The organism is Brenneria salicis ATCC 15712 = DSM 30166, from assembly GCF_003315515.1.
Lineage (GTDB): Bacteria > Pseudomonadota > Gammaproteobacteria > Enterobacterales > Enterobacteriaceae > Brenneria > Brenneria salicis.
Map to the genome: position 1 here is coordinate 14,727 of NZ_QNRY01000033.1, position 15,471 is coordinate 30,197.

The window sequence follows — 15,471 nt, forward strand, 5'->3', positions numbered from 1 at the left end:
TGTGTGAAACACACGCCTGTCGCGCTGGCTACTGGATTAAAAATGCTCGGAGAAGGCCACGGTGGGCGCTTTACGACGAAAGCCGCGGGTGAGCCAGAGCAAATAGAGAAAAGCGGCGCCGCACCAGGACAGACCAATAATCAGGGTATGGGCCGACAGACTGGTCCACAGCCACAGCGTCAGCCCCGTACCGACGGCGGGCAGCAGACCGTAACAGAGTAAATCCCGCGGGCGGCGGCGACCGTCTTGATACAGGTAGCTGCGGATCACCGCCATGTTGGTTGCCGAGAACGCCACCAGTGCGCCAAAGCTGATCATGGAAGCCAGCGTCGTCAGGTCGGTGACGGTAGCTAACAGGGAGATCAGCGACACTACCAGAATAGCCGTCACGGGCGTTTTGAAACGCGGCGACAGTTGGCCGAATATGCGCTCAGGCAGGATACCGTCGCGGCCCATGCAATAGATGATGCGGGAAACCGAGGTTTGCGAGGCCAGCGCTGAACCGGCGGCGCCGGCAACATAGGCTGCGGTGAACAGATTTGCCAGCAACGCGCCGCCGGCTTTGTACATGACTTCGTTGGCGGCGACCTCGGCATCCTTGAATACGCTGCCGGGGAAAACCCACTGGCTGACAGCCGCGAGCAAGGTGAACAGCAGTCCGGCGGCGATGGTGGTGATCACAATGGCGCGCGGAATATCCCGTTTGGGATTAGGCGTCTCTTCCGCCAGCGTCGAGACTGCATCAAAACCCAAAAACGACAGGCACAGGATGGCCGCGCCAGCCATGAGCGGCGGGAAGCCTGGCTGGGTGCCGTCGCCCAGAAACGGCGACATCACATTCAGTGACGGGACGCCGCTAAGATAGTTGACCGACATTGCGATGAATACCAGAACGAAGACAATCTGCGCCCCGACGATGATGTTGCTCAGACCCGCCACCGAACCGATGCCTATGGTATTGAACACGCTGACCAGCACGATAGCCGCCACCACGAAAACCCAGGCTGGCACTACCGTGAAGGCGATGTTCAGGAAAAGGCCGATAAGCAGATAGTTGATCATTGGCAGGAACAGATAATCCAACAGCAGAGCCCACCCGGTCAGAAAACCCGCGCTGGGGCCGAATGTCAGGCTGGTATAGGAGTAGGTCGATCCGGCCACCGGATATTTCCGCACCATGAAACCATACGAAACGTCGGTAAAGAGCATGGCGAACAGTGTCATCAGGTAAGCGCTGGCCGTGCGGCCGCCGGTAATTTCGGTGACCACGCCATAGGTCGTGAACATGGTCAGCGGCACCATGTACACCAACCCGAAAAAGATCAACGCGGGGAGTCCGAGCACCCGGTGCAGACGGGTATCCTGTGTGTGCCGCACTGCGCCTTGCGCAGGCGGCGTGTTGATGGATGCGTCATTCTGATAATTCTTGCTCATAGCGTTACTCCTCGTGAAAGTAGCGTAGTGTTCCAGGGTGGATGCGCGCTGGCGAAGAGGTCACTTTATATGCGCTAAGTCACATTTGGACATATACCGATAGGGGTAGCGAGAGGGGATTGTTTATTGATAGGTAGTTATCGAAATAGATAGTTATCGAAATAGGTAGTTATTGATAAGTGGTTATTGATAAGTCGCGCCTGTCGTCAAGAAAGGTATTACTTATTGATTCGATAATGACAACGGATTGGTGATGTCTGTCACGTTTCTGTACTTTACTCCCATGCCAACACACATGAGGAAAAAGTGATGTCAGTAATTAATACTCAGGTTAAACCATTTAAAAACATGGCCTTTAAAGATGGCCAATTCATCGAAGTGACTGAAAAAGATATCGAAGGCAAATGGAGCGTGTTTTTCTTCTATCCCGCCGACTTTACTTTCGTCTGCCCGACTGAACTGGGCGATGTTGCCGATTACTACGATGAGTTCCAGCAGCGTGGCGTGGAAATCTACTCTGTTTCCACCGACACCCATTTCACACACAAAGCCTGGCACAGCAGTTCTGAAACCATCGGCAAAATTAAATACACCATGATCGGCGACCCGACGGGCCAACTGACCCGCAACTTTGACAACCTGCGTGAAGCTGAAGGCCTGGCTGACCGTGGTACGTTCATCGTTGACCCGCAGGGCATCATTCAGGCTGTGGAAGTCACCGCTGAAGGCATTGGCCGCGATGCGTCAGACCTGCTGCGTAAAGTGAAAGCCGCACAGTACGTTGCTTCCCATCCGGGTGAAGTTTGCCCAGCCAAATGGAAAGAAGGCGAAGCGACGCTGGCTCCGTCTCTGGATCTGGTCGGTAAGATCTAAGTCAGACCCCGCTGAGAAATGTTTTTTATCGGGTGCCATGCACCCGATTTTTTGCACGGAGAATAACCAATGCTCGACAATACAATGAAAGTCCAGTTGAAAGCCTACCTGGAAAAATTAACTAAACCTGTTGAGTTAATTGCGACTCTGGATGACTCAGCGAAATCGTCTGACGTAAGAGAATTACTGACTGAAATCGCCGGATTATCCGAGCAGGTCAGTTTCTCTGAAAATAATGAACTGGCGGTACGCAAACCCTCTTTTCTGATTACTAATCCAGGATCGCAGAGTGGGCCGCGTTTTGCCGGCGCGCCGATGGGACACGAGTTTACCTCTCTGATCCTGGCGCTGTTGCAGGTTGGTGGGCATCCGTCAAAAGAAGCGCAAGAATTACTCGATCAAATCCGCAATCTTGATGGTCAGTTCCATTTCGAAACCTATTATTCGCTGTCTTGCCACAACTGTCCCGACGTGGTGCAGGCGCTGAATTTAATGGCTGTTCTGAATCCAAATATTACGCATACCGCCATTGACGGCGGCGTGTTTCAGGATGAGATCCAAAGTCGTAACGTCATGGGCGTGCCGACCGTGTTCCTTAATGGCGAACACTTTAGCCAGGGCCGCATGAGTCTTAACGAAATCGTGACCAAAATCGATACCGGCGCTGGCGCCAGACAGGTTGAAAAACTGAATCAACGCGAAGTCTACGATGTGTTGATCATCGGCAGCGGCCCGGCAGGGGCAGCGGCGGCGGTTTATTCGGCGCGTAAGGGTATTCGTACCGGTTTGGTGGGCGAGCGTTTCGGTGGTCAGGTTCTGGACACCGTGGACATTGAAAACTACATTTCCGTGCCGAAAACGGAAGGGGCAAAACTTGCTACCGCGTTGAAAAGCCATGTCGATGATTATGACGTTGACGTGATTGACGCGCAGAGCGCTGAAGCGTTGATTCCAGGCAGCGAACCGGGTGCGCCACACCAGGTGATAACCGTTTCCGGTGCTGTACTGAAATCCCGCAGCGTGATCATCGCCACCGGCGCACGCTGGAGGAACATGAATGTTCCCGGCGAAGAACAGTACCGTACCCGCGGGGTGACTTACTGCCCGCACTGTGACGGCCCGCTGTTTAAAGGCAAGTCGGTGGCGGTGATCGGCGGCGGTAACTCCGGTGTTGAGGCGGCCATCGACCTGGCTGGGGTGGTGAAACACGTTACCCTGCTGGAATTCGCGCCGGAATTGAAAGCGGATTCCGTATTACAGGATAAAGTGCGCAGCCTGCCGAATGTTGACATCATTCTTAATGCGCAGACTACGGAAGTGAAGGGCGACGGTCAGAAAGTCACTGGTCTGAGCTATAAAGATCGCGTCAGCGATACGCAGCATGAACTGGCGCTGGAAGGGATCTTCGTTCAGATTGGTCTGTTGCCCAACACCAGTTGGCTGGAAGGGACGGTAGCCCGCAACCGGATTGGCGAAATTGAAGTGGATGCCAAGTGCGAAACCAGCGTGAAAGGCGTATTCGCCGCCGGCGATTGTACCACCGTGCCGTACAAACAGATCGTTATCGCGACGGGTGAAGGTGCGAAAGCGTCCCTGAGCGCATTTGACTATCTGATCCGAACGCAGCCAGCAATGTGATCCAGATCACGCAAGCAGAATAGATTTCCCTAAAAATCTGATCATATTTTCAACCCATTGAGCTATGCTCAATGGGTTGTGTTTTTTCCGGTGGCTAAAAAGCATAAAAAATGCGGAACAAGGCTTGCCAAGGCGCGATAACGAATCCATAATGCCGCCTCTTTTACATATGGCTGCAGTTGATTGCAACGTGCTCATCTGGTTCCTGCCCGTCATTGTTTGCGTGGTTGGCTTTTCCGCCCGGTTATTACTTTCTTACGATTAATCCACGTAAAAAATCATAATTTTTTGAACAGACTTATCCACAGATAGCCTGTGAACGTTTTGTGCGTCATCTCATCTTGCTGACAAAACTGCATTCTCTATGCTATTGATATTTATGCATTAATTTTACTTATAAAACGTTATCATGATCACTTGCACTTTTTGTTACAGTTGATTGTCAAAGACTTTTTATATTTATGCACAGGCAGGGATAAAAATTGATGACATTAACGCGTAGGACTCAGGCGTCACGAGGCAAGCCTTTCTCCACAGCGCGAATCAGTCTGTTTTTGCGTGCGGATTGAACCTCAATTTCCTGTTCGGCGCGACGAGCCAACTGCTGCTTGATCGCCCAGTGGATATGTTCATCCAGCAGATCGCTTTCCCCCAGACGGCGCTGCAAGGCCAGTACGATATGATCCTCATAAGGCGCGTTGCCGAGCGCCACGGCAATGTTGCGTAACCAACGAACATGACCGATACGGCGTATCGCCGATCCTTCCGTTATGCGTAAAAATTTTTCTTCGCTCCAGGCAAACAATGCCGCCAGTTCCGGTGCGTGTAACGCCGCGCGTGGGCTGAAATCCGCTTCATCGGTTAGTTGTGAAAAACGGTTCCAGGGGCAAATCAACTGGCAATCATCACATCCATAAATGCGGTTTCCCATCAATGGACGGAATGCTTCCGGGATCGGGCCTTCGAGTTCAATCGTCAGATAAGAAATACAGCGCCGCGCATCCACGGTATAAGGCGCGACAATGGCGCCGGTGGGACAAGTCGTTATGCAGGCGACACAACGTCCGCACTGTTCTTCCTGTGGTTGATCAACAGGCAAGGGCAAATCGATAAGCAATTCACCGAGAAAAAACCAGGAACCCGATTCCCGGTTTAATATAAGTGAGTGTTTACCAACCCAACCAATACCGGCTTTGGCCGCCAGCGGACGTTCCATAATGGGCGCGGAATCGACGAATGGACGAAAATTCAGTTCCCCGCAGTAGCGCTGGATCTGTTCGCCAAGTTTCTTCAGACGCTGGCGCAGCAATTTATGATAATCACGGCCAAGGGCATAACGGCTGACATAGCCTAACCGGGGATTTTTCAACGTACTGGCGAATGCTGCTTTGGCGGGGAGGTAGTTCATGCGTACGCTGATAACCCGCAGCGTGCCTGGCAGCAGTTCGTGCGGACGTGCACGCAGCATGCCGTGGCGCGCCATCCATGCCATTTCGCCGTGGTATTGTTTATCCAGCCAGTCCTGCAATTTCGGTTCTTCATGAGATAAATCCGTGTCGCAGATACCAACCTGCTGGAATCCCAGCGCCTGGCCCCATTGTTTGATAAGTTGCGCTAATTCACTGAGATCGTAGGGGTATGACATGACTGACCATAAGAAGAATAAACACCGGGCTATTTTACCACATTCCCATTAACTGGCCGATGTTGTTGGCGCGCCGTCTAATTCTGGCGATTGCTTCATTTGCTTGCTAAGTTGGAACCATTCAATGGTACTTTCCGGGGGATGTGATGGCTGACCACCAACAGCGGGACGCAAAAGCTTTGCCGTGCGCGGTATTTGGCGCGGCATGGTTACGCGGTGAAGAAGCGAGGGCGGCCAGCGAGTCGGGCGTTTCATTAACCACGCTGATGCAACGGGCGGGCGAAGCGGCATTTCAGATCGCCTGCCGACAGTATCCCACAGCCCGTCACTGGCTTATTCTTGCCGGACACGGCAATAACGGCGGCGATGGTTATGTGGTCGCGTCGCTGGCGCTGGCCGCGGGAATAACGCCGTATGTGATGATCTGCTCCGGGCAACGTCCTTTACCTGAGGAAGCCCAGGCCGCACGTCAGGCATGGTTGGCTCAGGGCGGAGAAATCCATGAAGCGGAGGAATCATGGCCTGAAACGATTGACCTGATTATTGATGGGCTGCTGGGTACGGGGCTTTCCGCCGCGCCGCGTTCACCTTATGACACCTTGATTGCTCAGGCCAATGCTCACGCAGCGCCGATTGTTTCTCTGGATGTCCCTTCTGGATTAAATGCGGAAACAGGATGCTGTGCGGGCGAGGCTATCCGGGCGGCGCATACGGTGACGTTTATTGCGCTGAAACCGGGTTTGTTAACCGGGCAAGCTCGCGAACATATCGGCAAGCTACACTATAGTGCATTGGGTTTATCCGGTTGGCTGGCCGGACAACCCGCCCCAATCAGGCGGCTTAGCGCCGCATCGCTGGCGGCGTGGTTAACGCCGCGGCGGGCGACGGCACACAAAGGCGACAATGGTCGGTTGCTGATAGTCGGCGGCAATGATGGCACCGGGGGCGCGGTGTTGATGGCGGGAGAAGCCGCGCTGAGAAGTGGCGCAGGATTAGTGCGAGTACTTACTCACAAGCAATATTTGTCCGCATTGTTAGCGGCTCGTCCTGAACTGATGACGCAGGAATTAACCGCGGATTCATTGCGACAGGGACTGGAATGGGCGGATGTGGTGGTGATCGGCCCCGGTCTGGGACAGGACGATTGGGGGCGAAATGCGCTACGATTAGCAGAAAATTGTAACAAACCCATGTTATGGGATGCGGATGCGCTTAACCTGCTGGCAATCAATCCCTATAAACGGCAGAATCGCGTATTGACACCACACCCCGGCGAGGCGGCTCGGTTATTGAACTGTCACGTGTCTGAGATTGAAAGTGATCGCTTACTTGCAGGTCAAAAACTGGTAAAACGCTATGGCGGTATTGTGGTATTAAAAGGTGCGGGAACAGTGATTGCCAGCGATCAAGGGGCGCTTGCCATTGCCGATGTCGGCAACCCTGGCATGGCGACGGGCGGTATGGGCGATGTGCTGGCTGGGATCATTGGCGGTTTACTGGCGCAAAAATTATCGCTGTATGATGCCGCCTGCGCCGGTTGCGTCGTGCATGGCGCGGCTGCCGACTGGCTGGCGGAACAACGCGGAACCCGAGGTATGTTGGCAACCGACCTGATGCCTGTGTTGTCCCGGTATGTAAATCCTGAGCGGATACCCTTAGAAAAGACAGAATGAAAAAAATTGTATTACCTCTGCCCGATGAGGCGGCAACCATCGCGTTAGGCGCTGCGCTGGCTAAAGCTTGCGATAGCGCCACCGTTATTCATCTATATGGCGATTTAGGGGCGGGAAAAACCACGCTCAGCCGCGGCTTTTTGCAAGCGCTTGGTCATAAAGGGAATGTTAAAAGCCCGACCTATACGCTCGTCGAACCCTATGAACTTACGCCGCTGGCGGTCTATCATTTTGATCTCTATCGGCTTGCCGATCCAGAAGAGCTTGAATTCATGGGGATCCGCGATTATCTGCAACAGGATGCAATCTGTCTGATAGAGTGGCCGCAGCAGGGCGCGGGCGTTTTACCCGACGCCGATCTTGAACTGCATCTGCATTATCGGGAACAAGGCCGACAAGCTGACCTCTGCGCTGTATCGGCGCAGGGGGAGACGATTTTGCAACGACTGGCCCGGCAGACAGGGATAAATGCGCCATGATGAGCCGTATGATTAAGCTATTGTTGTGTGTATGGCTAACGTTCGCCGGATCGGTCTGGGCGGCCAACCTGTCTGATATTCAAGTGGATAATGCATCCGGTCAGGCAACGCTCAGCCTGAGTTTCAGCGGCCAGCCTATCTATGCGTTCTTCCCGCTCAGTAACCCAGCCAGGGTAGTGATTGATATTCGTCAGACCGCCGTTGTCCAGGGGTTGCCGCTGGATTTTAGCGGACAGAATCTGATTAAACGTATTCGCACCAGCAATGCGCAGGATGCGCAAAGCCTGCGCCTGGTGTTGGATCTGACGCAGCCAGCCAGAACCCGCGCCGTGACGCGCAAAACAGGTTCCGGTTATACCGTGGTCTTTACGGTGACGGGAGATAAACCGAAAACGGTAGCGAGAAACACACCGACGGCTTCCCCTCAGCCACGCCCGGCGGCGTCAGCGCCAGCGAAAAACCCGTTTGACAACAAGCCAACGGTGGTCGTCAATAGCAAGGCATCAGCCCGGAAGCCAGTCAGAACGCCGGCGAGGGCGATGGAGATCAATGAACGTGTGGTGGTGGCTATCGATGCCGGACACGGCGGGCAGGATCCGGGTGCGATAGGCCTGAACGGATTACGGGAAAAGAATGTCACCATCGCAATAGCCCGTAAGTTACAAACGCTGCTGAACAACGATCCCGCTTTCAAGCCGGTACTCACCCGTGACGGCGACTATTTTGTCTCGGTGATGGGACGTTCAGACGTGGCGCGCAAACATGGGGCCAATATTCTGATTTCTATTCATGCGGATGCCGCGCCGAATCGCAGCGCCAAAGGCGCTTCGGTATGGGTATTGTCGAACCGCCGGGCGAACAGCGAAATGGCCAACTGGCTCGAACAGCATGAGAAACAGTCTGAATTGCTAGGCGGGGCCGGGGATTTGCTGGCTAACAGCACCGCCGATCCTTATTTAAGTCAGGCGGTATTGGATTTGCAGTTTGGGCATTCGCAGCGGGTCGGTTATGACGTTGCAACTCAGATGCTCAGTGAGTTGCAACGCATCGGCGGATTGCATAAGCGCCGGCCTGAACATGCCAGTCTGGGCGTGTTGCGTTCGCCGGATATTCCGTCGTTACTGATTGAAACCGGATTTATCAGCAACGTAGAAGAAGAACGGTTGTTGGGCGACAGCGCCTATCAGGAGAAAATCGCCAGTGCGATTTATCAGGGATTGAGGCGTTATTTCCAAACGCACCCGCTGCAATCCGCCCCAAAGCAGGAAGGCCGCCCGGCGCAATCGGCGGCCAGTAAAAGCTCAACCAGCGTCGCTACGCCGGTTGAAAAAAGAAGCGGAAGTACTAACGGCGGGACAACTCGCCATACCGTCGTGCGCGGCGAAACGCTGTCTGCCATTGCCATGCGCTACGGCGTGAGCATGGCATCGATCCGCGAGTTGAATAAGTTGAATAAAGACATCGTTTGGGTCGGGCAGCGCCTGGTGATCCCGACGACAGGATCAAAGTCGCGGGTTTCAACGGCGAATACGAAAAAAGCAGCGCCGGTGAAACATAAAGTGGTGCGTGGTGATAGCTTGAGTGCGATCGCTTCCCGCTATGGCGTCAGCATGATAGCGATCCAGCAGGCCAATAATATGCGTTCAGGCGCCGTGCAACTGGGTCAGACGTTGATTATTCCGTCTGCATAAGACTGACTTACGCTGATTTTTTTATTCGGAAATGTTAGAGGGAAACGCCATGCCGATTCAGGTTCTGCCGCCGCAATTAGCCAATCAGATTGCTGCCGGGGAAGTGGTGGAGCGTCCCGCTTCCGTGGTTAAGGAATTGGTGGAAAACAGTCTGGATGCCGGCGCGACGCGTATTGATATCGAGATAGAACGCGGCGGCGCCAGATTGATACGTATCCGCGACAACGGCGGCGGCATCGGAAAGGATGAACTGACGCTGGCGCTGGCGCGTCACGCCACCAGCAAGATCGCCACGCTTGATGATTTGGAAGCCATTGTCAGCATGGGATTTCGCGGCGAAGCGCTGGCCAGCATCAGTTCGGTTTCCCGGTTGACGCTGACGTCGCGCACCGCGGAGCAGTCTGAGGCATGGCAGGCTTATGCGGAAGGCCGGGACATGGCGGTCACCGTCAAACCCGCGGCGCATCCGGTCGGCACCACGCTGGAAGTGCTGGATCTTTTCTACAACACGCCTGCGCGACGCAAATTCTTGCGCACGGAAAAAACCGAATTTACTCATATCGACGAGGTGGTGCGCCGGATTGCGCTGGCGCATTTTAATGTCGCCATCACGCTGCATCATAACGGTAAGCTGATCCGGCAATACCGTCCGGCCAGCGATCCTTCTCAACATGAGCGTCGGCTTGGCAGTATCTGCGGTAGTGCGTTTTTACAGCATGCGTTAACGGTATTCTGGCAGCATGACGATTTGACTATCCGTGGCTGGGTAGCCGATCCCGCCGGGGCGAAGCAATTATCAGAAATGCAGTATTGCTATGTTAACCGACGCATGATGCGCGATCGGTTAATCAACCATGCGATTCGGCAAGCATATCAGGATCAGCTTAACGACGATCAGCAACCCGCTTACGTTCTCTATCTGGAGATCGATCCTCATCAGGTGGATGTGAATGTGCATCCGGCCAAGCATGAAGTTCGCTTTCATCAGGCGCGGCTGGTGCATGATTTTATTTATCAGGCGGTGATGACGGTATTGCAGCAGGCATCCGCGCCTGCGCTTGCCGTCACCGAACCGGCGATCGCGCAGCAGATAGCGTGGCGACAGGAAAATCGCACCGCCGCCGGTGCAAACCTTTTTGCCCGGCCCACTTCCGCGCCGACTGAAAAGTCTGGCGAACAGTCGGGTAAGGCGCGGGAACCTCACTATCCGGCGGGTTCTTCGTATCAGAAGAAACAAGGCGAACTGTACCGCAAGCTTTTGCAAGCCGACGACGCCGACGCGCCTTCATCCCGCCAGGTTTCGTCAGCGCCGCCGCCGCGTGTTCAGAATGTGGCGTCAGCGACGGATTCAGCCGCGGCGCAAGCTGAAAAAACGCGCGCCGTTATTGAGTCGCCGCTGGCGAGCAACACCGCTGGTTTTGGGCGCGTGCTGACGGTGTATCCGCCTTGTTACGCGGTGCTGGAATATCGCAACGGGTTGGCGTTGCTGTCGTTGCCGGTGGCCGCCTGTTATCTGAAAGCGGCGCAGTTGACGCCGCCTGAAGATGGTCTACGGCCACAACCGCTTCTGATCCCGCAACGTCTGACGCTGAACAAGTCCGAACTTAACGTACTGGCGAGGCATCGGGCGTTATTGACGAGATTTGGCATCGACGTGCTGGTCGAGGCGCAGCGCGCCACGCTAAGAGCCGTACCTTTACCATTACGCCAACAAAATTTACAAAACTTGATCTCTGAGCTGTTAGGCTATCTGGCCGATTATCAGACGGTCGAGCCGCAAGCGCTGGCCGGATGGCTGGCGGGCCGGTTACAGAGCGAACAGGCGGTTTGGGGGCATTCTCAGGCGATACAACTCCTGATGGATGTCGAGCGGCTTTGTCCTCAGTTGGTTAAGGCGCCGCCGCCCGAACTTTTACATATGATGGACATCGCAGCCGTCATCAAGGCGCTGGAACATGAGTGATTTTGCAAACACCACGCTGCCGCCCGCCATTTTTATCATGGGGCCGACGGCATCGGGTAAAACGGCGCTGGCGATGGCATTGCGGCAATATTTACCCGTAGAGTTGATTAGCGTTGATTCAGCCCTCATCTATAAAGGCATGGATATCGGCACCGCGAAACCGAGCGCGGAGGAACTGGCTCAGGCGCCGCATCGCCTGATCGATATCCTCGATCCGGCGGAGTCCTATTCGGCGGCGGATTTCCGGCGCGATGCATTGCGGGAAATGGCGCAAATCAGCGCGTCCGGGCGAATTCCCCTGTTAGTCGGGGGTACAATGCTTTACTTTAAAGCGTTACTGGAAGGGCTTTCTCCTCTGCCTGGCGCCAATGCGACGGTACGTCAACGCATTGAAGCGCAGGCCAGGGAAAAGGGCTGGGAAGCCATGCACCACCAGTTACGTGAGATAGATCCGGTTGCTGCGGCTCGGATTCATCCAAATGATCCGCAAAGACTTTCGCGGGCACTGGAAGTTTTTTTCGTTTCAGGTAACACTTTAACTGAACTGACAAAAATGTCTGGTGAAGCGTTGCCGTATCAGGTTCATCAGTTTGCTATCGCCCCGGCGACTCGCGAGTTGTTGCATCAGCGTATTGAACTGCGTTTTCATCAGATGTTGGCGGCAGGTTTTGAAACGGAGGCCCGGGCGCTTTTTGCTCGTAGCGATTTGCATACGGAATTGCCTTCCATTCGTTGTGTTGGTTATCGCCAGATGTGGTCGTATTTATCCGGTGAAGTTGATTACGATGAAATGGTTTATCGGGGAGTCTGCGCGACAAGGCAACTTGCCAAGCGTCAGATGACCTGGTTGCGTGGTTGGGATGATGTCTGCTGGTTAGATAGCGAAAACCCAAAAGAAGCACTGGACAAGGTAATACAGGTTGTTAGTGCATAGGTTGAGTGATTGTGTACAATTGGCGAGTCTCAGCGCACAAATTTTTGACATCATTATTTTAGAACCATAGGGTTCTTTGTTACAAACAACAAACAAATAAGGAAAATATAGAATGGCTAAGGGGCAATCCTTGCAAGATCCGTTCCTGAACGCATTGCGTCGCGAACGTGTTCCGGTTTCGATTTATTTGGTGAATGGCATCAAGTTGCAAGGTCAGATTGAGTCTTTTGATCAGTTTGTCATTTTGTTGAAAAACACGGTGAGCCAGATGGTGTATAAACACGCCATTTCTACTGTTGTTCCATCCCGTCCGGTGTCTCACCATAGCAATAATCCAGGCACCAGCAACTATCATGGCAGCAACCCGGCTGGTCAGCAGCAACAGCCCCAGGAAAGTGATGACGCTGAATAAAGCGTATTTTCAATTCACCATGGCGGGGGCGCTGAACGTATCGTCAGTTTCCCTCGCCTTGGTGTTTTTTCTTCGTTTGAGAGGCTACTCGCTTGTTTGACCGTTATGAAGCCGGTGAACGGGCCATACTAGTTCATATTTACTTCTCGCAAGATAAAGATACGGAAGATCTGCTGGAGTTTGAATCGTTGGTGTCTTCCGCAGGTATTGAGTCGTTACAGGTGATTACCGGCAGCCGTAAGGCGCCGCATCCCAAGTATTTTGTCGGCGAAGGCAAAGCTGAAGAAATTGCTCAGGTCGTAAAAGAAACAAATGCGTTTGTGGTGCTGTTTGATCATGCCCTGACGCCGGCGCAGGAACGTAATCTTGAGCGTTTATGCGAGTGCCGGGTTATTGACCGCACCGGATTGATTCTGGATATTTTCGCCCAGCGCGCGCGGACTCACGAAGGTAAATTACAGGTGGAGTTGGCGCAGTTGCGTCACCTGGCTACGCGTCTGGTTCGCGGCTGGACGCACCTTGAGCGTCAAAAAGGTGGTATCGGTTTACGTGGACCGGGTGAAACCCAGCTTGAAACGGACCGTCGTCTGCTACGTAATCGCATCAGCCAGATTTTATCCCGTCTTGAACGGGTGGAAAAACAACGTGAACAGGGACGGCGGGCGCGAATGCGGGCCGACGTGCCGACAGTTTCACTGGTCGGTTATACCAACGCGGGTAAATCAACGTTGTTTAATAGGATGACATCGGCGGACGTGTATGCCGCCGATCAGTTATTTGCCACACTGGACCCAACATTGCGCCGTATTGAGGTGGATGATGTCGGGGATACGGTGCTGGCGGATACCGTAGGTTTTATCCGTCAGCTACCGCATGATTTGGTGGCGGCGTTTAAGGCTACATTACAGGAAACGCGTCAGGCTTCCCTGTTACTGCATATCGTTGATGCCGCCGACCCTCGTCTTGACGAGAATATCGAAGCGGTGGATAACGTATTGGCAGTGATTGAAGCGGATGAAATTCCTTCGCTGTTAGTAATGAACAAGATTGATATGCTGGAGGATTTTACGCCACGTATTGATCGTAATGAAGAAAATTTGCCGGTCAGAGTCTGGCTTTCAGCACAGACCGGCGAAGGTATTCCGTTGCTATTTCAAGCGTTGACCGAACGGCTATCCGGGGAAATTGCGCAATATACGTTGTCTCTTCCCCCGCAGGTTGGACGCTTGCGCAGTCGTTTTTACCAGCTTCAGGCAATAGAGAAAGAATGGATTGAAGAGGATGGGCAAATCGGTCTGGTTATCCGCATGCCGATTGCCGACTGGCGTCGCCTCTGTAAACAAGAGCAGAAACTGACGGATTATATTGCCTGACTGACATAACGGTCTGAACGGCGAAGAAATAGTCTGGCGGACTCTGGGACATTGAACCTGAAGAACATCTATCATAAAGAATGGAGCTAAAACATGGCGTGGAATCAGCCCGGTAATAACGGACAGGACCGCGACCCGTGGGGGAGCAGCAATAATAATAGCGGCAACTCTGGCGGTAATAACAATAAAGGTGGTCGAGATCAGGGACCACCGGATCTGGACGATATCTTCCGTAAGCTGAGTAAAAAGCTCAGCGAACTGGGAGGCGGAAGAAGTTCAGGTTCCAACGGCGGTACGTCCGGTGGTTCCGGCCTTGGCGGTCGGGTTATCGGTATTGTGGCGGTTGCCGCTGTCGTCATCTGGGCGGCCAGTGGCTTCTATACCATTAAAGAAGCCGAACGCGGCGTAGTGACGCGTTTTGGTAAATTCAGCCATCAGGTGGAGCCTGGTCTGAACTGGAAACCCACATTCATTGATTCTGTCAGAGCGGTGAATGTCGAGTCAGTGAGGGAACTGGCGACGGCAGGCGTGATGTTGACCTCGGACGAAAACGTTGTGCGGGTGGAGATGAACGTTCAGTATCGCGTCACGGAACCGGAGCGCTACCTGTTTAGCGTGACCAACGCCGATGACAGCTTGCGTCAGGCCACCGACAGCGCTTTGCGCGGCGTTATCGGTAAATACACTATGGACAAGATCCTGACCGAGGGTCGTACCATCGTTCGTACGGATACCCAGCGCGTACTTGAAGAAACCGTGCGTCCGTACAACATGGGGATAACCCTGCTGGACGTCAACTTCCAGGCGGCGCGTCCGCCGGAAGAAGTAAAAGCGGCGTTTGACGATGCGATTGCCGCCCGTGAAAACGAACAGCAATACATTCGTGAAGCTGAAGCGTATGCCAATGAAGTTCAGCCGCGAGCCAACGGTCAGGCGCAGCGTATTCTGGAAGAGGCGCGTGCTTATAAAACACGTACCGTTCTGGAAGCGCAGGGCGAGGTTGCCCGTTTCGCCAGAGTACTGCCGGAGTATAAAGCGGCGCCGGAAATTACTCGCGAGCGTCTGTATATCGAAACCATGGAGCGTGTCCTGAGCCATACCCGTAAGGTGCTGGTCAACGACAAAGGCGGCAATCTGATGGTGTTGCCGTTGGATCAAATGCTGCGCGGCCAGAATAGCGGCGATAATACCCAGAGCAACAACAGCAATGCCAACCCGTTGCGTTTGCCGGCCACATCGGGTAACAGCAGTGTGAACTCCAATCAGACACGAAGCAGCAACAGTGGAAATATCATGGATCAACGCAGAGCGAATGCGCAGCGTGATGACATCACTCGAGTAGGGAGAGAATAATCA

At 53.8% G+C, this 15,471-nt stretch carries 12 protein-coding genes; 10 read left to right on the forward strand and 2 right to left on the reverse strand.

The window, feature by feature from the left end:
* Positions 1–36: 36 nt before the first annotated feature.
* Positions 37–1,434 (reverse strand): APC family permease, encoded by a 1,398-nt coding sequence (locus DES54_RS13370; RefSeq protein WP_113868184.1) that lies wholly within the window; start codon positions 1,432–1,434, stop codon positions 37–39.
* A 309-nt stretch (positions 1,435–1,743) separates the two neighbouring features.
* On the opposite strand from DES54_RS13370, the gene ahpC reads away from it, so the two are divergent.
* Together ahpC and ahpF are read left to right on the forward strand one after the other, a co-directional pair.
* Positions 1,744–2,307 (forward strand): alkyl hydroperoxide reductase subunit C, encoded by a 564-nt coding sequence (gene ahpC / locus DES54_RS13375; RefSeq protein ID WP_113868186.1) that lies wholly within the window; start codon positions 1,744–1,746, stop codon positions 2,305–2,307.
* Positions 2,308–2,376: 69 nt separating this feature from the next.
* Positions 2,377–3,945 (forward strand): alkyl hydroperoxide reductase subunit F, encoded by a 1,569-nt coding sequence (ahpF, locus tag DES54_RS13380; RefSeq protein ID WP_113868188.1) that lies wholly within the window; start codon positions 2,377–2,379, stop codon positions 3,943–3,945.
* A gap of 505 nt (positions 3,946–4,450) precedes the next feature.
* Here ahpF and queG read toward each other — a convergent pair.
* Positions 4,451–5,590 (reverse strand): tRNA epoxyqueuosine(34) reductase QueG, encoded by a 1,140-nt coding sequence (gene queG, locus DES54_RS13385; protein WP_113868190.1) that lies wholly within the window; start codon positions 5,588–5,590, stop codon positions 4,451–4,453.
* Positions 5,591–5,736: 146 nt separating this feature from the next.
* Here queG and nnr point away from each other — a divergent pair, with 146 nt between their 5' ends.
* The 8 genes from nnr to hflK all read left to right on the forward strand — a co-directional run bounded on the left by nnr (position 5,737) and on the right by hflK (position 15,468).
* Complete coding sequence (gene nnr / locus DES54_RS13390; protein ID WP_113868192.1) at positions 5,737–7,263, forward strand: bifunctional ADP-dependent NAD(P)H-hydrate dehydratase/NAD(P)H-hydrate epimerase; 1,527 nt, start codon at positions 5,737–5,739, stop codon at positions 7,261–7,263.
* Positions 7,260–7,742, forward strand: a complete 483-nt coding sequence (tsaE, locus tag DES54_RS13395) for a tRNA (adenosine(37)-N6)-threonylcarbamoyltransferase complex ATPase subunit type 1 TsaE (RefSeq protein WP_113868193.1) — start codon at positions 7,260–7,262, stop codon at positions 7,740–7,742. Before nnr ends, tsaE begins: the two co-directional genes overlap by 4 nt.
* Positions 7,739–9,433, forward strand: a complete 1,695-nt coding sequence (gene amiB, locus DES54_RS13400; RefSeq protein ID WP_113868195.1) for an N-acetylmuramoyl-L-alanine amidase AmiB — start codon at positions 7,739–7,741, stop codon at positions 9,431–9,433. Before tsaE ends, amiB begins: the two co-directional genes overlap by 4 nt.
* A gap of 49 nt (positions 9,434–9,482) precedes the next feature.
* Complete coding sequence (mutL, locus tag DES54_RS13405) at positions 9,483–11,396, forward strand: DNA mismatch repair endonuclease MutL (protein WP_113868197.1); 1,914 nt, start codon at positions 9,483–9,485, stop codon at positions 11,394–11,396.
* Positions 11,389–12,330 carry a tRNA (adenosine(37)-N6)-dimethylallyltransferase MiaA gene (gene miaA / locus DES54_RS13410; RefSeq protein ID WP_113868199.1) on the forward strand — a complete coding sequence of 314 codons (942 nt, stop codon included), beginning with the start codon at positions 11,389–11,391 and terminating at the stop codon, positions 12,328–12,330. Before mutL ends, miaA begins: the two co-directional genes overlap by 8 nt.
* Before the next feature lie 112 nt (positions 12,331–12,442).
* The gene (gene hfq, locus DES54_RS13415) at positions 12,443–12,742 is read left to right on the forward strand and encodes an RNA chaperone Hfq (protein ID WP_113868200.1); all 300 of its coding nucleotides are present in this window, start codon (positions 12,443–12,445) and stop codon (positions 12,740–12,742) included.
* A 92-nt stretch (positions 12,743–12,834) separates the two neighbouring features.
* Complete coding sequence (hflX, locus tag DES54_RS13420) at positions 12,835–14,115, forward strand: ribosome rescue GTPase HflX (RefSeq protein WP_113868202.1); 1,281 nt, start codon at positions 12,835–12,837, stop codon at positions 14,113–14,115.
* Positions 14,116–14,208: 93 nt separating this feature from the next.
* Positions 14,209–15,468: an FtsH protease activity modulator HflK gene (gene hflK / locus DES54_RS13425; protein ID WP_113868204.1), complete on the forward strand. Its 1,260-nt coding sequence runs from the start codon at positions 14,209–14,211 to the stop codon at positions 15,466–15,468.
* The last annotated feature ends 3 nt before the right edge of the window (positions 15,469–15,471 follow it).